The following is a 20,017-nucleotide window of genomic DNA, read 5'->3' as shown; positions in this document are numbered from 1 at the left end:
CACGGCGTGAGGGGAGGCGCACGGACTGACCCGAATGGCCAGGGTCCGGGGTTCGGGTCCCGGTACGGCCGACTCGGCGGATTACCTGGCGGGGAGCTGGGCACAACGCTTGCAGGCTCGCCACGTGGCACCTGAGAGGCGGGTGAATCGGGCAGCGTGCCCCGTTGCCGCGGGCCAGAAGTCGATTTATCGTCCCAGCACGATTCGCGAACAAGATCACAATATGTGAAGGGGCCGCAGCCATGGTGGCGAAGAAGACGGCCGTACCGCAGTCGGCGTCCAGGAGAACCACGGGGGCGGCGGGCGGTGCCGGAGCGGCGGCCAAGGATGTGAACGGCAAGAAGAGCATGCGGGGTGCCGCGAAGACGGCTGGTTCGGGAGCCGGCGCTTCGAAGCGGGCGGCTTCGAAGGCGGCGGCTACAGGGGCGGCCGCCGCTCCCGGCCCTGCCGGGGCGAAAGCGGGCGCTTCGAAGAGGGCGACTGCCAGGGAGACCGCTACGGGGACGGCTCGCACGAAGACGTCCGCTACGAAAACGGGCGCTACGAAGACGGCCGCTACCGAAGAGGCCGCCGGGCAGACGGCGGCTACGAAGTCGGCCATTGAGAAAACGGCCACCAAGGAGGCGGCATCGAAGGTGGCCACCAAGAAGGGGGCCACCAAGAAGGCCGCCGCCGGAGAGGCAGTCACCAAGAAGGCAGCGGCAAAGGGCGGCGCTCCCAAGGGGGCATCGGACAAGAAGGCTGCGGTCAAGAAGACCGCGCTGAAGAAGACCACCGGAGTGGCCACCGAGGCCGCGGCCGGGAAGACCGGCGGCAAGGAGGGCACCGACAAGGGTGCCGCCGGAAAGAAGCGCAGCGTCACGCGCACACGTACGGCCAAGAAGACGGTCGCCTCCGCGGCCGAGGGTGCGGCCGAGGCCGCGAAGACGACGGGAGCCACGACGGTGGTTGCTAAGAAGACTCCTGGTACGGCCACGGCGGCGGGCAAGGCCACCGCGGTTCCCAAGGCGCGGCTCGCCGCGGCGGAGCCCGGCGAGCTCGCCGTACGCCCCGGTGAGGACCCCTGGACCTCGGAAGAGGTCGCTGAGGCACGTGCGGAGCTGCTCGCGGAGGTGGTGCGACTGGGAGCCGAGATCGCGAACTCCGAGGAGTCCCTGGCGGGCCTGATGCGCGACTCCGGCGATGGCGCCGGCGACGATCAGGCGGACACCGGCACCAAGAACATCACGCGTGAGCACGAGATGGCGCTCGCGGCCAACGCCCGGGAGATGCTGGAGCAGAGCGAGCGCGCCCTGGAGCGCCTGGACGCGGGCACGTACGGCCTCTGCGAGAACTGCGGCAATCCCATCGGCAAGGCACGTATGCAGGCCTTCCCGCGCGCCACCCTGTGCGTCGAGTGCAAGCAGAAGACGGAACGCCGCTACTGAGCGCCCGGTGCGCCCAAGGAACTCCTGGGGGCGGGTGACCGTGCCGTACTCTCGTCCTCAGTCAGGCACCTAGGTTGAGGGACACACGTGGCAGAGGCGGAGCGCATCATCGGTACGCCGGATATCCCGGAGGCGGCTGGGGCCGAGCCGGAGCACACCGACAAGAGCGCGGCGTCGGGCGAGCGGTCCGACTCCCCTGGAGCGCGAGAGCCGGCCGAGCCGTCCGGATCCGGCTCCGGTTCCGAGGAGAAGGCGGCTCAGGCCGAGAGGCCCAGGGGCAAGCGCCGGATCGCCGTGCTGTTCACGGTTGCCGCCCTGGCGTACGCCCTGGACCTGATCAGCAAGATCATCGTGGTCGCGAAGCTGGAGCACCATGAGCCGATCGAGATCATCGGGGACTGGCTGAGGTTCGAGGCGATCCGCAACGCGGGCGCGGCCTTCGGCTTCGGCGAGGCCTTCACCGTGATCTTCACGGTGATCGCGACGGCCGTGATCGTGGTGATCGCCCGCCTCGCGCGCAAGCTCTACAGCCTGCCCTGGGCCATCGCGCTCGGCCTGCTCCTCGGCGGCGCGCTGGGCAACCTCACCGACCGGATCTTCCGTTCGCCGGGCGTCTTCGAGGGCGCGGTCGTCGACTTCATCGCCCCCAAGGGCTTCGCGGTCTTCAACCTCGCAGACTCGGCGATCGTCTGCGGCGGCATCCTGATCGTGCTGCTGTCGTTCCGCGGCCTCGACCCGGACGGCACCGTCCACAAGAACTGAGCCCGCAGGATTGAGCGCGCCCCCGTGGCCCGTGCTCGATCGCCGACGGCGCTGTCGGTCACGTCCGGCATACTCGTCGGGTGAGCACAGTTCCCGAGATCCGTACCCTGCCCGTGCCCGACGGCCTGGAGGGCGAGCGCGTCGACGCCGCCATATCACGCATGTTCGGCTTTTCCCGTACGAAGGCGGCGGAACTGGCCGCGGCAGGCAAGGTGCTGGTCGACGGCACGGTGGTCGGCAAGTCCGAGCGGGTGCAGGGCGGTGCGTGGCTGGAGGTCGAGATGCCGCAGGCGCCCGCGCCCGTGCAGATCGTCGCCGAGCCCGTCGAGGGCATGGAGATCGTGCACGACGACGAGGACGTGGTGGTGATCGTCAAGCCCGTCGGGGTCGCCGCGCACCCCAGCCCCGGCTGGTCGGGCCCCACGGTGATCGGCGGGCTCGCGGCTGCCGGGTACCGCATCTCGACCTCGGGCGCCGCCGAGCGCCAGGGCATCGTGCACCGCCTGGACGTGGGCACATCGGGGCTGATGGTGGTGGCCAAGTCGGAGTACGCGTACACGTCGCTCAAGCGCCAGTTCAAGGAGCGCACGGTCGACAAGCGCTACCACGCGCTGGTGCAGGGGCACCCGGATCCGACCAGCGGCACGATCGACGCTCCCATCGGCCGGCATCCGACCCACGACTACAAGTGGGCGGTCACGGCCGAGGGCAAGCCCTCCGTGACGCATTACGACCTGGTCGAGGCGTTCCGCGCGGCTTCGTTGCTCGACATCAAGCTGGAGACCGGGCGCACGCATCAGATCCGCGTCCACATGGCGGCCCACCGGCATCCGTGCGTGGGCGACCTGACGTACGGCGCGGACCCGACCCTCGCCAAGCGCCTCGGGCTGACCCGGCAGTGGCTGCACGCCGTGCGGCTCGGCTTCGAGCACCCCGGGGACGGGCAGTGGGCCGAGTTCGCCTGCGACTACCCCGCGGACCTGCAGCAGGCGCTGGACCAGGTGCGGGAGGAGACTTACGCATGAGCGCGTCGTACGCGGTGAGGGTGGCCCAGGACCCCGCCGACCGCGAGGCCTGCTTTGCGGTGCGCAAGGAGGTCTTCGTCAGCGAGCAGCAGGTCCCCGAGGACCTGGAGTACGACGCGTACGACGCCGACGCTGTGCATGTCCTCGCCGTCCGCGAGGACGGGGTGCCGATCGGGGCGGGGCGTCTGCTGTACGGCGCGGCGGCGGTCGCCAAGACCGGGGGAGACCCGGGTGTCGGGTCCCTGGGACGGCTCGCCGTACTGAAGTCCGCGCGCGGGCTCGGTGTCGGCATCGCGCTCGTTCAGGGCATCGAGGACGCGGCACGCGCGCGTGGGCTGACGGCGGTCGATCTGCACGCGCAGACGCATGCGCTGGGGTTCTATGAGCGGCTGGGGTATGTGGCGTATGGACCGGAGTATCTCGAAGCGGGGATTCCTCATCAGGCGATGAGGCGCTCTCTTCAGCCTCTTTAGCCGGCCTGCGTAGCGTCGCCTGCCGCCGTGGCTGAGGCTTCGTAGGATCGATCTCATGGCGCGCAACGTGGTGATCAGTGGTGGCGGTACGGGGATCGGGCTCGCGGCGGCTCGGGCCTTCGCAGCGGACGGGGATCAGGTGCTGCTGCTCGGGCGCCGGGCTGAGGTGCTTGAGAAGGCGGAGGTGCCGGGGGCGCTCACGTACGCGGCCGATCTGAGTGAGGTCGACGGGGTGCGTGGGGTCGAGCGGTTCGTGGCTGCCGAACTGGGCACCGTCGACGTACTCGTCCACAGCGCGGGTGGCGCCGGGTATCTGGAGCCGAAGGTCGGCAGCGATGATCCGCTGGTGATCGCCGCGCACAACTGGACGCTCAACTTCCGCCTCAACACGTTGACGGCGGCGCTGCTCACCGAGGCGCTGCGGGACCGGCTCGCGTCGCCCGGTGGGCGGGTGCTGTTTCTCAGCTCGATCGCCGCCTACCGGGGGTCCGGGAGCGGGCCGTATGCCGCCTCCAAGGCCGCTCTGCACCCGTACGCCTTTGATCTGGCACGGCAGTTGGGGTCGCGCGGCGTCACCGTGAACGTGGTGGCACCTGGCTATGTCGAGGACACCGGGTTCTTCGGGGAGGCCATGGATGACGCGCGGCGCGAGCGGTTGATCGCGGAGACTTCGACCGGGCGCGCCGGGACGCCTGGTGACGTCGCCGCGACGCTCCATTGGCTGGCCTCAGCGGCTGCCGGCCATATCACTGCCCAGGTCATCCAGGTCAACGGCGGCGCGGAACGTAGCCACTGAGGCTTTGCGGGCGGGTGCGGGTTTGTGGGTGGCTGGTCGCTTCCCCACTCTGGGCTTCGCTCAAGCGGGGGGACCCCATCGCGGCGGAGCCGCACATTGGTACAGCCCCGCGCCCCTGGGTGGGTGGTGGGTGCGGGCCGTGGGCCGTGCGTCAGCCCGTCGCAGGGTGGGCATACGGCCCTTCGGCTTCCACTACGCGACGGGCAATACGACGCACCGGCCCACGTCCCCTCCCGCCGGTGGGCAAGTGCGGGCACATGGTGGCCGGCGACTTCCGCAGGTGGGAGAGTGCGGGCACATGGTGGCCGGCGACTTCCGCAGGTGGGAGAGTGCGGGCGCGTGGTGGCTGGTGGCTTCGGGGGCGCGGCCCTTGGTTCAGGGGGCGCGGTCTGTTCGTGGTGGGGCGTGGACGCGGCCTCGGTTTGTGCGCGGTGCCGAACCGTCCGGTCGGGAGCCCGGGGGCAGGATTGCGTCGGCTGTGTTGACTCGGGGCAGTGCGTAGGAGTGGTGTTCGGCCAGCCAGCGGAGGAGGTGTTCGCGGACCGTTACGCGGACTGTCCACAGGTCGTCGGGGTCCTTGGCGGTTACCAGGGCGCGCAGCTCCATGGTGGTGGGGGTCGAGTCGGTGACGGTCAGGTCGTAGTGGCGTCCGTCCCACGCCGGGCACTCGCGCAGGATGTCGCGGAGCCGTTCGCGCATCCCCTCCAGGGGCGCGCTGTGGTCGACGTGCAGGAAGACCGTGCCGGTCATCTGGACGCCGCCGCGGGACCAGTTCTCGAAGGGTTTGGACGTGAAGTACGAGACCGGCATGGTGATCCGGCGCTCGTCCCAGGTGCGTACGGTCAGGAACGTCAGCGTGATCTCGTCGACCGTGCCCCATTCACCGTCCACCACCACAACGTCGCCGAGCCGCACCATGTCGCCGAAGGCGATCTGCAGCCCCGCGAAGAGATTGCTGAGCGTGGACTGCGCGGCGACACCGGCGACGATGCCGAGGATGCCCGCCGAAGCAAGCAGCGAGGCTCCGGCCGCCCGCATCGCGGGGAAGGTGAACAGCATGGCGGCGATCGCCACCACGCCGACGATCGCCGTGACCACGCGCATGATCAGTGACACCTGGGTCCGTACACGGCGGAGCCGGGCCGGATCGCGGTGGGCGGACGCGTAACGGGCGTACGACGTCTCGACGATCGCCGCCGCGATCCTCACCACCAGCCAGGCGGTGGACCCGATGAGCACCAGTGTCAGGGTCCGGCCGATCACGGAGGAGTAGGACGGGAAGATCCGTGCCTGGTCGTACGAGCCTCTCAGAAAGGCCGTGAGCAGCACGACCTGGAAGGGGATGCGGGCGCGGCGCAGCAGGCCCCACAGAGGGGTCTCGCTGTGCCGTTCGTCGATGCGTCGCATCATCTGGTCCACGGCCCAGCCGATCACCAGGGTGAGGACGACGGAGCCGCCGACAACGATCAGCGGGCGCAGTACGTTCTCCATGCCCTCGACGGTAACTGGCTCGGGCCCGCCATGGACATGCAGGCCCGGTCCCAGTCCCCGTTTCAGTCCTGATCCCGGTCCGGCGACGTTGTCGGTGTCGGCTGGCACGATGGGCTCATGGACATCATGCTCTTCCACTCGACCTACGGGCTGCGGCCCGCGGTGCGTGACGCGGCGGACCGGCTGCGCGCGGCGGGCCACGACGTGTGGACGCCCGACCTCTTCGAGGGGCGGACCTTCGAGACTGTCGAGGAGGGCATGGCCTTCCAGGACGAGATAGGCAAGGACGAGCTGCTCAAGCGCGCGGTCCTGGCCGCCGCGCCCTACTCGGAGCGAGGTCTCGTCTACGCCGGGTTCTCCCTCGGCGCCGCGACCGCCCAGACGCTGGCGCTCGGCGACCAGAAGGCGCGTGGGCTCCTGCTGCTGCACGGCACCTCGGACATCGCGGAGACCGCCTCGGTGGACGAGCTGCCGGTCCAGTTGCATGTCGCGGAGCCGGACCCCTTCGAGCCCGACGACTGGCTGACCGCCTGGTATCTCCGGATGGGCAGGGCGGGCGCCGAGGTGGAGGTCTACAGATACGCGGGGGCCGGTCACCTCTACACGGATCCCGGCTTGCCGGACTACGACAAGGAGGCGGCCGAGGCCACCTGGCGGGTGGCGCTCGGCTTCCTCGACAGCCTCTGAGCGAGAGGAGAAGGGGTCAGTTCACGGGCGCGTACACCCGCTCGACCTTCTGGGTGCCGTTGCGCGTTCGGTACGAACGGGCCCAGGACGCTGTTGCGTTGGTGCTTGTGCGGTCGGAGAGGACGTAGTAGTCCATCTGCGCGCGCTCGGCGGTGAGGTCCAGTACGCCGTAGCCGTGCCGGTCGGTGTCGACCCAGTGGACATGCCGGTTGGCGGCGCGGATCACCGGTGCGGCCACCGCCGAGACGGTGCCTTCGGGGACGTTGACCAGGTCGTCCAGGTTGTCGGAGGTGACGGAGGTGACGACGAACTCGGTGGCGGCGGAGGGGGACAGGGGGTACGTACCGGCATTCAGCGGCACGTCGTTGGCCCAGGCCATATGGATGTCGCCGGTGAGGAAGACGGTGTTGCGGATGGCGTTGTTCCGAAGATGCGCGAGCAGTTCGCGGCGATCGTCGGTGTAGCCGTCCCACTGGTCGGTGTTGAGGGCGAGGCCCTCCTGCGGCAGGCCCAGCAGCTTGGCGAGCGGTTTCAGGATCTCGGCGGAGAGCGAGCCGATGGCGAACGGCGAGATCATCACCGAGTTGCCGACCAGCCGCCAGGTGGTGTCGGACGCCGCCAACCCCGCCTTCAGCCAGTCGAGTTGGGCCCTGCCCGTGAGCGTACGGTTCGGATCGTCGACGCCGCCGTTGCCGACCGACACCTGCTGCGAACGGAAGGACCGCAGGTCGAGCAGTGAGAGATCGGCCAGCTTGCCGAAGCGCAGCCGGCGATAGGTCGTGCCCTCGATCGCAGGGCGGACCGGCATCCACTCGAAGTAGGCCTGCTTGGCGGCCGCTTGGCGGGCCGAATAGGTGCCCTCCGCGCCCTCGGTGTGGTTCTCGGCGCCGTCCGACCAGGCGTCGTTGGCGATTTCGTGGTCGTCCCAGATGGCGATGACGGGGGCTGCCTGATGCAGGGACTGAAGGTCGGGGTCGGACTTGTAACGGCCGTGCCGTGTGCGGTAGTCGGCGAGCGTGAGGATCTCGTGGGCGGGAGCGTGCGGGCGTACGACGGTGCCACGCGTCCCGTACTCACCCGTGCCGTACTCGTAGATGTAGTCGCCCAGATGCAGCCAGGCGTCCAGGTCGCCGCGTGCGGCCAGGTGCCGGTACGCCGAGAAGTGGCCGGCCTCCCAGTTGGCGCAGGACACCACGCCGAAGCGCATGCCGGGCACGGCCGCGTCGGTGGCCGGGGCGGTGCGGGTGCGGGCGGCCGGGGAGTCGGTGCCGCCGCTGGAGAAGCGGAACCAGTAGGCGGTGGCGGGCTTCAGACCGCGTATGTCCGCCTTGACAGTGTGGTCGGATGCGGCGGACGCGGTGGTGGAGCCCTTGGCGACGACGTTCATGAACGCCTTGTCCAGGGCGACGGTCCAGCTCACCTCGGTGTCCGGGCCGAGCCCGGAGCCGGGCACGGCCTCCGGCGTGGGCGTCACCCGCGTCCACAGCAGGATTCCGTCGGGCAGCGGGTCACCGGAGGCGACACCGTGCAGAAACGCGGGGGCCTCGGCGGCGGCCCGGGCGGGTATCGCGGCGGTGAGAGGGCCCGCGAGCGCGGCGGTCGCGGCTGCCGCCTTGACGACCGTACGGCGGCGTGGGGTGGGCGAGTTGGGGGATTTGAGGGAATTGGGGCTGTTGTGGGATCTGATGCGACTGGTCACAGGCGCTCAGATTACTGATCAGTACATGGCGAGAGCGGGCGAACTCGGAAAGTTCGCCCGCTCTTTGACACGGGTTCGCTCAGGACTTGAGCGCTCTCAGCGGGCTCAGGCCGCCAGCGCCTTGTTGATCGCCGCCTGGAAGTCGGCGACGGTCATCGGCGTGTTCTTGCCGTCGGAGCCGGTGAGCTTCTTGCCGTCCATCTCCAGCGTCGGCGTGCCTGTGACACCGCTGTCGTCGAACTTCTCCGACATGAGCAGCGCCCACTTGTCGTAGGTGCCGTTCTCCACCGCCGTCTGGAACTTCTTGTTGCCCTTCAGCGCGTCGACGGTGTCGGCCACCTCGATCAGGTACGAGTCGTCCTTGAACTTGTCCTGGCTCTCCTCGGGGTGGTACTTCGCCGAGTAGAGCGCGGCCTTGTACTCCAGGAAGGCGTCCGTGCTCACGTTCAGGGCGGCGCCCATCGCGCTGAGCGCGTTCTTGGAGCCCTCACCCCGGGTGCTGTCGTCGATGAACGTGGCGCCGATGAACTGGACCTTGTACGTCCCGTCCTCGATGCCCTTGTCGACCGTCGAGCCGACCGCCTGCTCGAACTGGGCACAGATCGGGCAGCGCGGGTCCTCGTACATCTCCAGGGTCTTCTTGGCGCTGCTCTTGCCGATGACGACGGTCGTGCCGTTCTCGCCGGTGGTGTGGGCCGGCTTGACGAGCTTGTCGTCCTGCGCGGCCTCCCAGTAGCCGGGCTTGTTGCCCTGGACGACGGCGTAGCTGATGCCGCCGGCTGCCGCGAGGACACCGACGACGGAGCAGGCGACGATGATCTGCCGCTTGGCCTTGTCCCGCTTGGCCTGGCGCTCGCGCTCGGCGCGCAGTCGCTCACGGGCCGCCATCTTGGCCGACTGGCTGTTCCTCTTGCTCATGATCGTTTTCTCCGTGTGAAGGCATGGGATGTGGACGGTTGTGCTCAGCCGTTGTTCACGCCGTTGAGGCGGGAACAAGCGAGCACGGCGGTCCACGCCGTCCCAGGGAGTGCACGAAGAAGTGGCTGCGAGGCGCGCTCGTACGACGCGAGGGGCGCGGCAGCCGGTGTACCGGCGCCGGCCGCACGGTCACTGTGGCGACGGCGATCAGCAGCGGCCGGAAGGTGGACGCGACGGCCGCGCACAGGACTTGGGCCAGGGCCCGCTCGCCGCGCCGCAGCCAGACGGCCGCGAGGAGGCCGACGCAGACGTGTGCGGCGAGCAGCAGCCAGGCGGCCGCCGGGTCGGCGTGGGCGAGGAATGCGGCGGCACCGTCGCCGTCACCATCCCACCCGCCGCCCGACCACCGCCCCTCATAGAGGCGCTGCGCGCCGCCCCCGCTGAATTGTGCCAGCGGAGTGCCGACCTCGCCGGCGCACAGGAAGTCGAGGCCGACCGACCGCAGTGGGCCCGCCACCGGGCCGCCCGCCCTGCCGTAACAGGCGTGCTGGCCCGCTGTGAACAGAGTGTCGGCGGCCAGCTCCAGCGGGATCAGCAGGGCGGCGATCCGCCCGAAGCCGCGCTCGTGGCCTGCCATCGCGTACGTGATGACGAAGACGGCGGCGGTGAGCGCGGCCACGGTGGCCAGCGGCAGCGGGGCCCGGGACAGCAGCACGTGCGACGCGACGGACAGTGTCACGACGAGTGCCGTGAACAGTGCCGCGCGTACGGCTCTCAGTTGGGTCCCGGACATGTCCATAGCAGTGGAGAGTGTGTCACGTACTCCTGTAAGGGAGCGCTAAAAGCTCCCTGTGCGTGAGGGCGCGGTGACCGGTCTACAGTCCCGGAATCCGTCCGTTGCGGAACAGGTCCACGAAGATCTGGTGGTCGGTGCGTGCGCGTGCGCCGTACGCGTGGGCGAAGTCCACCAGGAGGTCGCCGAAGCCGGACTCGTCCGCCGCGATCGCCGCGTCGATGGCCCGCTCCGTGGAGAACGGCACCAGCTCGGAGTGGCCGCTCTCGTCGTCCGCCGCAGCGTGCATGGTGGCCGTGGCCCGCCCCAGGTCGGCGACGACCGCCGCGATCTCCTCCGGGTCGTCGATGTCGCCCCAGTCCAGGTCCACCGCGTACGGCGACACCTCGGCGACGAGCTGGCCCGAGCCGTCCAGCTCGGTCCAGCCGAGCCACGGGTCGGCGTGCGCCTGGAGGGCGCGCTGCGAGATCACCGTGCGGTGGCCCTCGTGCTGGAAGTACTCGCGGATGGCCGGGTCCGTGATGTGCCGGGAGACGGCCGGGGTCTGGGCCTGCTTGATGTAGATCACCACATCGTTCTCCAGGGCGTCGGTGGCGCCCTCCAGAAGGATGTTGTACGAGGGGAGACCGGCCGAGCCGATGCCGATGCCGCGGCGGCCCACGACGTCCTTCACGCGGTACGAGTCCGGGCGGGCCAGGGATGCCTCCGGCAGCGTCTCCAGATAGCCGTCGAAGGCCGCGAGCACCTTGTAGCGCGTGGCCGCGTCCAGCTCGATGGAGCCGCCGCCCGGCGCGAAGCGGCGCTCGAAGTCGCGGATCTCCGTCATCGACTCGAGCAGCCCGAAGCGGGTCAGCGAGCGGGCGTCACGCAGCGCGTCCAGGAGAGGGCCCTGGGCGGTGTCCAGCGTGAAGGGAGGCACCTCGTCGCTCTTGGCGCCTGTCGCGAGCGCGTGGATCCGGTCGCGGTACGAGGCCGCGTAGATCCGCACCAGCTCGGTGATCTGCTCGTCGCTGAGCGCCTTCGCGTACCCGATCAGTGCCACGGAGGCCGCGAGGCGCTTGAGGTCCCAGGTGAAGGGGCCGACGTACGCCTCGTCGAAGTCGTTGACGTTGAAGATCAGGCGGCCCTGGGAATCCATGTACGAACCGAAGTTCTCGGCGTGCAGATCGCCGTGGATCCACACGCGCGAGGTGCGCTCGTCGAGGTACGGCCCACTGAGGATCCTCCCCCCACCCCGCCCGGCGTTCTCCTGCTCCAGGTCGTGGTAGAAGAGGCACGCCGTGCCGCGGTAGAAGGCGAACGCCGAGGCCGCCATTTTGCGGAACTTCACGCGGAACGCGGCCGGGTCGGCGGCCAGCAACTCGCCGAAGGCGGTGTCGAAGACGGCGAGGATCTGTTCGCCGCGTTGCTCGGCGCTGAGCTGCGGATCCGACATCGCGGGGTGCCTCCAGGTGCAGGATGATGCATGACAAGTGGGACGGAAATCGCCCGTCCTCTTCCAACGGACGAAGGTACGCGGGAGTGCCCGTTCTCCGCATGTGAACGTACGCGGGGGACGCCTCGAATTGTCAGTGCCGAGGCATAGACTTCGACGCTGTCCCCAGACTGTCCGCAGCCTGTCGGATCCCCGTCGACCCGCGCCCGCCCGTCACCCGACCACCGCCCCTCAACGAGGCGCTTCGCGCCGCACCTGCTAATTGGAGGCCGAAACCGTGTCAAAGCCGCCGTTCACGCACCTGCACGTCCACACCCAGTACTCGCTGCTGGACGGTGCCGCGCGGCTGAAGGACATGTTCGACGCGTGCAACGAGATGGGCATGACGCACATCGCCATGTCCGACCACGGCAACCTGCACGGGGCGTACGACTTCTTCCACTCCGCCAAGAAGGCCGGGGTCACGCCGATCATCGGGATCGAGGCGTATGTTGCGCCGGAGTCGCGGCGCAACAAGCGGAAGATCCAGTGGGGCCAGCCGCACCAGAAGCGTGACGACGTGTCCGGTTCCGGTGGCTACACGCACAAGACGATCTGGGCGGCGAACAAGACCGGGCTGCACAACCTGTTCCGGCTGTCCTCGGACGCGTATGCGGAGGGCTGGTTGCAGAAGTGGCCGCGGATGGACAAGGAGACCATCTCCCAGTGGTCGGAGGGGCTCATCGCCTCCACCGGGTGTCCTTCGGGGGAGTTGCAGACCCGGTTGCGGCTGGGCCAGTTCGACGAGGCGCTGAAGGCGGCCGCGGAGTACCAGGACATCTTCGGCAAGGACCGGTACTTCCTGGAGCTGATGGACCACGGCATCGAGATCGAGCGGCGGGTCAGGGACGGGCTGCTGGAGATCGGCAAGAAGCTGGGCATTCCGCCGTTGGTGACCAACGACTCGCACTACACGTATGCGCACGAGGCGGCCGCGCACGATGCCCTGTTGTGCATTCAGACCGGTAAGAACGTCTCGGATCCGGACCGCTTCAAGTTCGACGGCACCGGCTACTACCTGAAGACGACGGACGAGATGTACGCCATCGACTCCTCGGACGCCTGGCAGCAGGGGTGTGCCAACACGCTGTTGGTGGCCGAGCAGGTCGACACCACCGGGATGTTCGAGTCGCGGAACCTGATGCCGAAGTTCGACATCCCGGAGGGCTACACCGAGGTCACCTGGTTCCAGGAGGAGGTGCGCCGCGGCATGGAGCGCCGCTTTCCCGGCGGCATCCCGGAGGACCGGCAGAAGCAGGCCGAGTACGAGATGGACGTCATCATCCAGATGGGGTTCCCGGGCTACTTCCTCGTCGTCGCCGACTTCATCATGTGGGCCAAGAAGCAGGGCATCGCTGTGGGTCCGGGCCGTGGTTCCGCGGCCGGTTCGATCGTCGCGTACGCCATGGGCATCACCGACCTCGACCCGATCCCGCACGGTCTGATCTTCGAGCGGTTCCTCAACCCCGAGCGTGTCTCGATGCCCGATGTCGACATCGACTTCGACGAGCGTCGGCGCGTCGAGGTGATCCGATACGTGACGGAGAAGTACGGCGCCGACAAGGTCGCCATGATCGGCACCTACGGCAAGATCAAGGCGAAGAACGCGATCAAGGATGCCGCACGCGTGCTGGGCTATCCGTACGCGATGGGAGACCGGCTCACCAAGGCGATGCCCGCCGACGTCCTCGGCAAGGGAATCGACCTGAACGGCATCACCGACCCCTCGCACCCCCGCTACAGCGAGGCCGGCGAGATCCGCGGGATGTACGAGAACGAACCGGACGTGAAGAAGGTCATCGACACCGCGAAGGGCGTCGAGGGACTCGTCCGGCAGATGGGTGTGCACGCGGCCGGCGTGATCATGTCCAGCGAGCCCATCGTCGACCACGCCCCGATCTGGGTGCGGCACACCGACGGCGTGACCATCACACAGTGGGACTACCCCCAGTGCGAGTCGCTCGGCCTGCTGAAGATGGACTTCCTGGGCCTGCGCAACCTCACGATCATGGACGACGCCATCAAGATGGTGAAGGCCAACAAGGGCATCGATCTGGAGATGCTCGCCCTCCCGCTGGACGACCCCAAGACCTTCGAACTGCTCTGCCGCGGTGACACCCTCGGCGTGTTCCAGTTCGACGGCGGCCCGATGCGCTCGCTGCTCCGCCAGATGCAGCCCGACAACTTCGAGGACATCTCCGCCGTCTCGGCCCTCTACCGGCCGGGCCCGATGGGCATGAACTCGCACATCAACTACGCGGAGCGCAAGAACGGCCGCCAGGAGATCACACCGATCCACAAGGAGCTGGAAGAGCCCCTCGAAGAGGTGCTCGCCGTCACCTACGGCCTGATCGTCTACCAGGAGCAGGTGCAGAAGGCGGCCCAGATCATCGCCGGCTACTCGCTCGGCGAGGCCGACATCCTGCGCCGAGTGATGGGCAAGAAGAAGCCCGAGGAGCTGGCGAAGAACTTCGTCCTCTTCCAGGAGGGCGCCCGGAAGAAGGGCTACAGCGACGAGGCGATCCAGGCCCTGTGGGACGTGCTGGTCCCCTTCGCCGGCTACGCGTTCAACAAGGCCCACTCCGCCGCGTACGGACTCGTGTCGTACTGGACCGCGTACCTGAAGGCGAACTACCCCGCCGAGTACATGGCCGCGCTGCTCACCTCGGTCAAGGACGACAAGGACAAGTCGGCCGTCTACCTCAACGAATGCCGGCGCATGGGCATCAAGGTGCTCCCGCCGAACGTCAACGAGTCGATGTCCAACTTCGCCGCCCAGGGCGACGACGTGATCCTCTTCGGCCTCTCGGCCGTGCGCAACGTCGGAACGAACGTCGTGGAGTCGATCATCCGCTCGCGCAAGGCCAAGGGAAAGTACGCCTCCTTCCCCGACTACCTCGACAAGGTCGAGGCCGTCGTCTGCAACAAGCGCACCACCGAATCGCTGATCAAGGCGGGCGCCTTCGACACCATGGGCCACACCCGCAAGGGGCTGACCGCCCAGTTCGAGCCGATGATCGACAACGTGGTGGCGGTCAAACGCAAGGAGGCCGAGGGCCAGTTCGACCTCTTCGGCGGCATGGGCGAACAGGAGAGCAGCGAACCCGGCTTCGGCCTGGACGTCAGCTTCACCGACGACGAGTGGGACAAGGCCTACCTGCTCGCCCAGGAGCGGGAGATGCTCGGCCTGTACGTCTCCGACCACCCGCTGTTCGGCCTGGAGCACGTGCTGTCGGACAAGGCCGACGCGGGTATCGCCCAGCTCACCGGCGGCGACTTCGGCGACGGGGCGGTCGTCACCATCGGCGGCATCATCTCCGGCCTCCAGCGCAAGATGACCAAGCAGGGCAACGCCTGGGCCATCGCCACCGTCGAGGACCTGGCCGGCTCCCTGGAGTGCATGTTCTTCCCCGCCACCTACCAGCTGGTGTCAACCCAACTCGTCGAGGACGCCGTGGTGTTCGTCAAGGGACGCCTGGACAAGCGCGAGGACGTACCCCGCCTCGTCGCCATGGAACTCCAGGTCCCGGATCTGTCGAACGCGGGGACCAACGCCCCCGTCATCCTCACGATCCCGGCGCTGAAGGTCACCCCGCCCATGGTCAGCCGGCTCGGCGAGATCCTCAGCCATCACAAGGGCGACAGCGAGGTACGCATCAAGCTCCAGGGTCCGCGCAAGACGACGGTCCTGCGGCTCGACCGGCATCGGGTGAAGCCGGACCCGGCGCTCTTCGGGGACTTGAAGGTACTGCTCGGCCCGTCCTGCCTGGCCGGCTGAGCAGGCCCGTACTGAAACGACGTACGTACGGAGCACCGCGTACGGAAAGCGACGAGGGGCACGCCCGGTCAATCCGGGTGCGCCCCTCTCGTTCTGTGCAGCCCCCTAGTTGTGGCCGAACTTCTTCTGCCGCTTGCCGCCGCCGGAGACGAACTGGGCGGAACCCGGCGCGGATTCTGTCTGATCGGCGGCGGGCGCCAACTCCTCGGCTCCGCGCCGGGCTTGATCCTGTGCGCCGCGCTGGTTCGGGCCGCTCTGCTTGCGGTTCTTGTTCTTGGCCATGGTGATCTGCCTCCTGTGGGGGTACCTAGGGGTCAGGACCGGGATCAGATTCACATAGGCGCAGAAGCCGCGCATGTCGGAGAATTACCGTGCGTAATAAGGCCTGTCGGAGAGTGAAGTTCCGATACGCCACGCCGAAGATCGAGTTCCGGCCGTTAACCTCCGCGCAGTCGGGCAGACTCGAAGGAAGCCCGAAGCAAACCTCCCGGAAAGAGGGTGGATCGCGTGGACCGCTGCATCGTCCTGGTGGACGCCGGGTATCTGCTCGGGGCCGCCGCGAGTCTCCTCGCCGGGGAGCCTTCGAGGTCCCGGATCACCGTGGACCACGCTGCCCTGATCCAGGGGTTGCGCGAGCGCGCCGAGTCCGACACGGAACGGCCCCTGTTGCGCATCTACTGGTTCGACGGCGCCCCCGATCGCGTACCGCAGCCCGAGCACCGCAGGCTGCGTGTGATGCCCCGGGTGACCGTACGTCTGGGTGCGCTGACCCGCAGTGACGGGCGGTGGGCGCAGAAGGGCGTCGACGCCGCCATGCATGCCGAGCTAACCGAGCTGGCGCGCAACCGGGCCTGCTCCGACGTGGTTCTTGTGACCGGTGACGGGGATCTGCTGCCGGGCATGATGGCCGCCAAAGAGCACGGGGTCGCCGTACACCTGTGGGCGGTGCAGGCTGCCGACGGCGACTACAACCAGTCCGAGGACCTCGTCGCGGAGGCCGACGAGCGCCGCGTACTGGACCGGACATGGATCACCAAAGCCGTACGGGCCAAGGAGTTCGGCGGGGTCTGCGCGCCGCCGCCCGCGCCGCGGCCCGAGATCGCCGCGATCCTCTCCGCGCCGCTGCCCGAGTCCGCGCTGCCCTCCGGGAGCGAGCGGGGCGCGCGGGAGCGGCAGCACCCGCAGTCGGCGCCGAGTGAGAACGGCACTCAGGAGCGGGTGCCGGCCGCGAAGGGGGTGCCGACGCCGAAGGATCTGGCGGCGTTGCGAGCGCCCGGTGCACAGGCCGCCCAGCACCCCGCGAACGCGACGCTGCGGTGGTCGTCCGACAAGGGGTGGGTCGACCGGCCCGGCGCCGCCGAGTCCGCGGACGCGGCCGCGTTGCCGACGCTCGCGCAGCTCACCACGGCCGAGCAGCGGTGGGCCGACCGTGAGGAGGACATCACGACGGTGGGCGGGGATCCGTACGAGGTCGGGCAGGTGTTCGCCCGGCGCTGGATGGAGCGGCTGTCCGACCCAGCGCATCTGCAGAAGCTGTCCACGATGTATCCGCGGGTACCGCACCGGATCGACGGCGAGCTGCTGCGGTACGCGGCGCGGTTCGGGCTGCTCGCGCACAAGGACGACCAGATCGACGAGCATGACCGGTACGCGATCCGGGCGGGGTTCTGGCGTGAGATCGATGTACGGACGGCCGCGGAGCACGCTCCCGCTGGGGAATGAGCGTCTGAGCGCTCCGCTGGTCGAGTGGTGACAAACCCGCGGGCCGGTGGGCTGGTCGCGCCCCGCGCGGAGCCGCAAATGTCACAGCCCCGCGCCCCGTATCAACGGGGCGTGGTACCGCTCCGGACTTCACCGAGGCCGCTTCGCCCCTGACGGGGCCCGGAGCACGCTCCCGCGGGGGAGTGGGACGGCGGGCGCTGCCGTGTCCCGGTTTCCACCTCGATGGTGCCCCGAGCGCGATGCGGCGCCCGCGACCCCGTAGGCTCGTCCCTCGTGAGTACGCGCACCGCACAGACAGCCCAGAACGGGCACGGTGGGGATGTCGTGTGCGCGGTGCGGGATCTGACCAAGACCTATCCGGCGGTGCGCGGACGGCGCGGAGCACCCGGGACACCCGAAGTGCGGGCCACCGACGGCGTTCGGATCGACATCCGGCGCGGCGAGATCTTCGGGCTGCTCGGGCCCAACGGTGCCGGGAAGTCCACCCTCGTACGGCAGCTGACCGGACTGATGCGCCCCGATCGCGGCAGCGTCGAGATCCTCGGGCACGACGTCGTGCGCCATCCCGAGCGGGCGGCACGAATCCTCGCGTACCTGGGACAGGAGTCGACCGCGCTCGACGAACTGACGGTGTCGCTCGCCGCGGAGACCACCGGGCGGCTGCGCGGTCTCGATGTGCGCAGCGCGAGGGCCGAGCGGGACACCGTCCTCGAGGAGCTGGGTCTCACCGCCCTCGCCTCGCGGCCGCTGCGGAAACTGTCCGGCGGGCAGCGGCGGCTAGCCTGCTTCGCCGCCACGCTGGTGGGTGAACGGCCGCTGCTCGTACTCGACGAGCCGACCGCCGGCATGGACCCGATCGCTCGTCGCGCAGTCTGGGGCGCCGTCGACCGGCGCCGGGCCGAGAACGGCACGACGGTTCTCCTGGTCACCCACAACGTCATCGAGGCCGAGACGGTTCTCGACCGTGTCGCGGTGATGGACCAGGGCCGTGTCATCGCCTGCGACACCCCCTCCGGGCTGAAGGAGCAGGTCGCGGGCGAGGTGCGCCTCGAACTCGTCTGGCGCGAGCGCGCGCCTCTCGACGTTCCCGAGGTCGCCGCGCTGCGCGACCGTGCCGTCGAGTCCGGCCGCCGCTGGGCGCTGCGCCTCGCCCCGGAGGAGGCCCGCGCGGCCGTCGCCGCCGTCACGGGCGGGGCCGCGTTCGCCGCCCTGGACGACTTCACGCTCGCCACACCGAGCCTCGAAGACGTGTATCTCGCGCTGGGCGGGAGCGCCGGCAATGTACGGGGGTTGGTCAAGGCGTGAGTGTTCGGGCCGCTCTGGCCGTACGGAACAGGACGACCGCTGAAGCGAACAGGAGCCGCGCGACGTGAGTGTCGTACCCGCCGAGGTCCTGCCGGGCCGTGCCCTCCCCGTCGAGGACGCCGTCGCGGAACAAGCCGCCGAACTCGGACCGCGTGCCCGGCTGTGGCCTGCGCTGTGCGCTGTGTACCGGGCGCAGCTGTCTCGGGCGCGGGTCGCTCGGATTCCGCTGCTGTTCGTGGCCACCTTCCAGTCGATCGGGATCATGGTCCTGATGCGCGGGGTGGTGGACGGCGGGGGAGAGGCGCGGGCCGTGGTGGCGGGCTCGTCGGTGCTTGTCGTCGCGTTCGTCGCGCTGAATCTGCTCGCTCAGTACTTCGGGCAGTTGCGTGCGAGTGGTGGCCTCGACCATTACGCGACGTTGCCGGTGCCACCGGCGGCGGTGGTGCTGGGCGCCGCGGGTGCGTACGCCTCCTTCACCGTGCCGGGGACTGTGGTCACCGCCGTCTTCGGGTGCGTGCTGTTCGGCCTGCCGTTGTCTCATCTGTGGATCCTCGCCGCCGTGATCCCGCTCGCGGGCGCGGCGCTCGCCGGACTCGGAGCCGCGCTCGGACTGCTGGCGCCGCGGCCCGAACTGGCCACGTTGCTCGGGCAGTTGGGGATGTCGGCGGCTCTGCTGCTCGGGGTGCTGCCGGCGGAACGGCTGCCTACGGTCGTCCAGTACGCGCGTGATCTGCTGCCGTCCACGTACGGTGTCGAGGCCTTCGGGCTGACCTTCGGGGCGCATCCCGACTGGGGGATCGTCGTACTCGACCTCGCCGTGTGCGCGGGGGTCGGGGTGGTCTCGCTGGCCGTTGCGACCTGGGCTTATCGTCGGGCTGCCGTCCGATGACGCGGTTGACGGGCGAGCCTGGCACGATGTCAGGGTGACCGCACCGCTTACTCCGCCCCAGCCGCCGCATCGTCCTTCTCCGGATCAGCAGCCTCCGGAGTACCAGTCTCCGCACCCTGCCTGGCAGGCGTCGCCGCCTGCCGCCGCTGGTGCGGGCGGATCCGTCGGTTATCAGGAGGACGGTCCCGGGATGAAGACGGAACTGCGGGAGGCCGGTGTCATCGCGATGGCGATGGCGCTCGGTGGGGTGTTGCTCGGGGTGCTGTGGTGGTGGCTGGCACCTGAGGTGCCGTTGGTCTCGAACTCGTCCGCGGTCTATCTCAAGGACACGGAGGGGGAGCAGGCGATCGGGGTGGACGGGACGTTCACTCTGCTCGCGCTCGGGTTCGGCCTGGTGAGTGCGCTGCTCGTGTTTCTGCTGCGGCGACGTGGTGGGATTCCGATCGTTGTCGCGCTCACGGTCGGGGGTGTGGTCGGTTCGTTGCTTGCCTGGCGACTGGGGATATGGCTGGGGCCTACGCAGGATGTGGCGGCCCATGCGCGGGAGGTGGGGCGGGGGGTTACGTTCGCTGCGCCGCTGGAGCTTGGGGCGAAGGGGGCGTTGCTGGCGTGGTCCTTGGGGGCGCTGGTCGTTCATCTGGGGCTGACCGCGTTGTTCGGGCCACGGGATCCTGAGCCGGATCCTTATGCGCAGAGCCCGTACGGGGCGCCCCCGGCATAGGGCGCGGTTCCTTGCGGGGCGGGCGCCACGGTTCTTCGGCGCCGCCCCTACCCTCCC

17 protein-coding genes are annotated in these 20,017 nt (G+C 69.2%); 11 read left to right on the top strand and 6 right to left on the bottom strand.

The features are described 5' to 3' along the window. The first annotated feature begins 242 nt into the window (after positions 1–242). The 5 genes from ACFYO0_RS21040 (at position 243) to ACFYO0_RS21020 (ending at position 4,483) form a co-directional block, all read left to right on the top strand. On the top strand, positions 243–1,427 hold the full coding sequence (locus ACFYO0_RS21040; protein WP_388677987.1) for a TraR/DksA C4-type zinc finger protein: 1,185 nt from the start codon (positions 243–245) through the stop codon (positions 1,425–1,427). A gap of 87 nt (positions 1,428–1,514) precedes the next feature. Beyond that, positions 1,515–2,189, top strand: coding sequence for a signal peptidase II (gene lspA / locus ACFYO0_RS21035; protein ID WP_388677985.1), 675 nt, complete (start codon positions 1,515–1,517; stop codon positions 2,187–2,189). An 80-nt stretch (positions 2,190–2,269) separates the two neighbouring features. Continuing rightward, positions 2,270–3,214, top strand: a complete 945-nt coding sequence (locus ACFYO0_RS21030; RefSeq protein WP_386345901.1) for an RluA family pseudouridine synthase — start codon at positions 2,270–2,272, stop codon at positions 3,212–3,214. Next, positions 3,211–3,687, top strand: coding sequence for a GNAT family N-acetyltransferase (locus tag ACFYO0_RS21025; protein ID WP_388677980.1), 477 nt, complete (start codon positions 3,211–3,213; stop codon positions 3,685–3,687). Before ACFYO0_RS21030 ends, ACFYO0_RS21025 begins: the two co-directional genes overlap by 4 nt. A 55-nt stretch (positions 3,688–3,742) precedes the next feature. Next, a complete protein-coding gene (locus tag ACFYO0_RS21020) occupies positions 3,743–4,483 on the top strand; it encodes an SDR family NAD(P)-dependent oxidoreductase (protein WP_388677977.1) in 741 nt (246 codons plus the stop codon). A 375-nt stretch (positions 4,484–4,858) separates the two neighbouring features. Here the strand turns inward: ACFYO0_RS21020 and ACFYO0_RS21015 are convergent, their stop codons facing one another. Beyond that, positions 4,859–5,974 (bottom strand): mechanosensitive ion channel family protein, encoded by a 1,116-nt coding sequence (locus tag ACFYO0_RS21015; protein WP_388677974.1) that lies wholly within the window; start codon positions 5,972–5,974, stop codon positions 4,859–4,861. Positions 5,975–6,091: 117 nt separating this feature from the next. On the opposite strand from ACFYO0_RS21015, the gene ACFYO0_RS21010 reads away from it, so the two are divergent. Further along, positions 6,092–6,661: a dienelactone hydrolase family protein gene (locus tag ACFYO0_RS21010; RefSeq protein ID WP_388677971.1), complete on the top strand. Its 570-nt coding sequence runs from the start codon at positions 6,092–6,094 to the stop codon at positions 6,659–6,661. A gap of 16 nt (positions 6,662–6,677) precedes the next feature. Here ACFYO0_RS21010 and ACFYO0_RS21005 read toward each other — a convergent pair whose 3' ends face one another. From ACFYO0_RS21005 to ACFYO0_RS20990, 4 genes are all read right to left on the bottom strand, one after another. Then, positions 6,678–8,360 carry an alkaline phosphatase D family protein gene (locus tag ACFYO0_RS21005; RefSeq protein WP_388677969.1) on the bottom strand — a complete coding sequence of 561 codons (1,683 nt, stop codon included), beginning with the start codon at positions 8,358–8,360 and terminating at the stop codon, positions 6,678–6,680. 105 nt (positions 8,361–8,465) lie between these two features. Then, positions 8,466–9,278, bottom strand: coding sequence for a thioredoxin domain-containing protein (locus ACFYO0_RS21000; RefSeq protein WP_388677966.1), 813 nt, complete (start codon positions 9,276–9,278; stop codon positions 8,466–8,468). 55 nt (positions 9,279–9,333) lie between these two features. Next, positions 9,334–10,077 carry a hypothetical protein gene (locus tag ACFYO0_RS20995; RefSeq protein ID WP_388677963.1) on the bottom strand — a complete coding sequence of 248 codons (744 nt, stop codon included), beginning with the start codon at positions 10,075–10,077 and terminating at the stop codon, positions 9,334–9,336. A gap of 76 nt (positions 10,078–10,153) precedes the next feature. Next, positions 10,154–11,506, bottom strand: a complete 1,353-nt coding sequence (locus ACFYO0_RS20990; protein WP_388677960.1) for a DUF2252 domain-containing protein — start codon at positions 11,504–11,506, stop codon at positions 10,154–10,156. Positions 11,507–11,783: 277 nt separating this feature from the next. Between ACFYO0_RS20990 and dnaE the strand changes: the two genes are divergently transcribed. Further along, the gene (gene dnaE, locus ACFYO0_RS20985; RefSeq protein ID WP_388677957.1) at positions 11,784–15,323 is read left to right on the top strand and encodes a DNA polymerase III subunit alpha; all 3,540 of its coding nucleotides are present in this window, start codon (positions 11,784–11,786) and stop codon (positions 15,321–15,323) included. A 105-nt stretch (positions 15,324–15,428) separates the two neighbouring features. Here the strand turns inward: dnaE and ACFYO0_RS20980 are convergent, their stop codons facing one another. After that, on the bottom strand, positions 15,429–15,605 hold the full coding sequence (locus ACFYO0_RS20980) for a hypothetical protein (protein ID WP_388677955.1): 177 nt from the start codon (positions 15,603–15,605) through the stop codon (positions 15,429–15,431). 225 nt (positions 15,606–15,830) lie between these two features. Here ACFYO0_RS20980 and ACFYO0_RS20975 point away from each other — a divergent pair, with 225 nt between their 5' ends. The 4 genes from ACFYO0_RS20975 (at position 15,831) to ACFYO0_RS20960 (ending at position 19,960) form a co-directional block, all read left to right on the top strand. Beyond that, positions 15,831–17,045: an NYN domain-containing protein gene (locus ACFYO0_RS20975; RefSeq protein WP_388677952.1), complete on the top strand. Its 1,215-nt coding sequence runs from the start codon at positions 15,831–15,833 to the stop codon at positions 17,043–17,045. A gap of 273 nt (positions 17,046–17,318) precedes the next feature. After that, a complete protein-coding gene (locus tag ACFYO0_RS20970; protein ID WP_388677949.1) occupies positions 17,319–18,350 on the top strand; it encodes an ABC transporter ATP-binding protein in 1,032 nt (343 codons plus the stop codon). Positions 18,351–18,414: 64 nt separating this feature from the next. Then, positions 18,415–19,239: an ABC transporter permease gene (locus tag ACFYO0_RS20965; RefSeq protein WP_388677946.1), complete on the top strand. Its 825-nt coding sequence runs from the start codon at positions 18,415–18,417 to the stop codon at positions 19,237–19,239. Positions 19,240–19,273: 34 nt separating this feature from the next. Next, positions 19,274–19,960: an AAA family ATPase gene (locus ACFYO0_RS20960; protein ID WP_388677943.1), complete on the top strand. Its 687-nt coding sequence runs from the start codon at positions 19,274–19,276 to the stop codon at positions 19,958–19,960. The last annotated feature ends 57 nt before the right edge of the window (positions 19,961–20,017 follow it).

Source organism: Streptomyces sp. NPDC006365 (assembly GCF_042870755.1).
GTDB classification, from domain to species: domain Bacteria; phylum Actinomycetota; class Actinomycetes; order Streptomycetales; family Streptomycetaceae; genus Streptomyces; species Streptomyces xiangluensis.
The sequence above is the reverse complement of the archived record's forward strand: the minus strand, read 5'-3'. Positions and strand labels throughout refer to the sequence as shown.

Coding starts and splice junctions, on each gene's coding strand:
- ACFYO0_RS21010 (WP_388677971.1), top strand. CDS start 6,092: ATGGACATCATGCTCTTCCACTCGACCTACGGGCTGCGGCCCGCGGTG.
- ACFYO0_RS21015 (WP_388677974.1), bottom strand. CDS start 5,974: ATGGAGAACGTACTGCGCCCGCTGATCGTTGTCGGCGGCTCCGTCGTC.
- ACFYO0_RS20980 (WP_388677955.1), bottom strand. CDS start 15,605: ATGGCCAAGAACAAGAACCGCAAGCAGAGCGGCCCGAACCAGCGCGGC.
- ACFYO0_RS21020 (WP_388677977.1), top strand. CDS start 3,743: ATGGCGCGCAACGTGGTGATCAGTGGTGGCGGTACGGGGATCGGGCTC.
- ACFYO0_RS21040 (WP_388677987.1), top strand. CDS start 243: ATGGTGGCGAAGAAGACGGCCGTACCGCAGTCGGCGTCCAGGAGAACC.
- ACFYO0_RS20995 (WP_388677963.1), bottom strand. CDS start 10,077: ATGGACATGTCCGGGACCCAACTGAGAGCCGTACGCGCGGCACTGTTC.
- ACFYO0_RS20990 (WP_388677960.1), bottom strand. CDS start 11,506: ATGTCGGATCCGCAGCTCAGCGCCGAGCAACGCGGCGAACAGATCCTC.
- ACFYO0_RS21025 (WP_388677980.1), top strand. CDS start 3,211: ATGAGCGCGTCGTACGCGGTGAGGGTGGCCCAGGACCCCGCCGACCGC.
- ACFYO0_RS21000 (WP_388677966.1), bottom strand. CDS start 9,278: ATGAGCAAGAGGAACAGCCAGTCGGCCAAGATGGCGGCCCGTGAGCGA.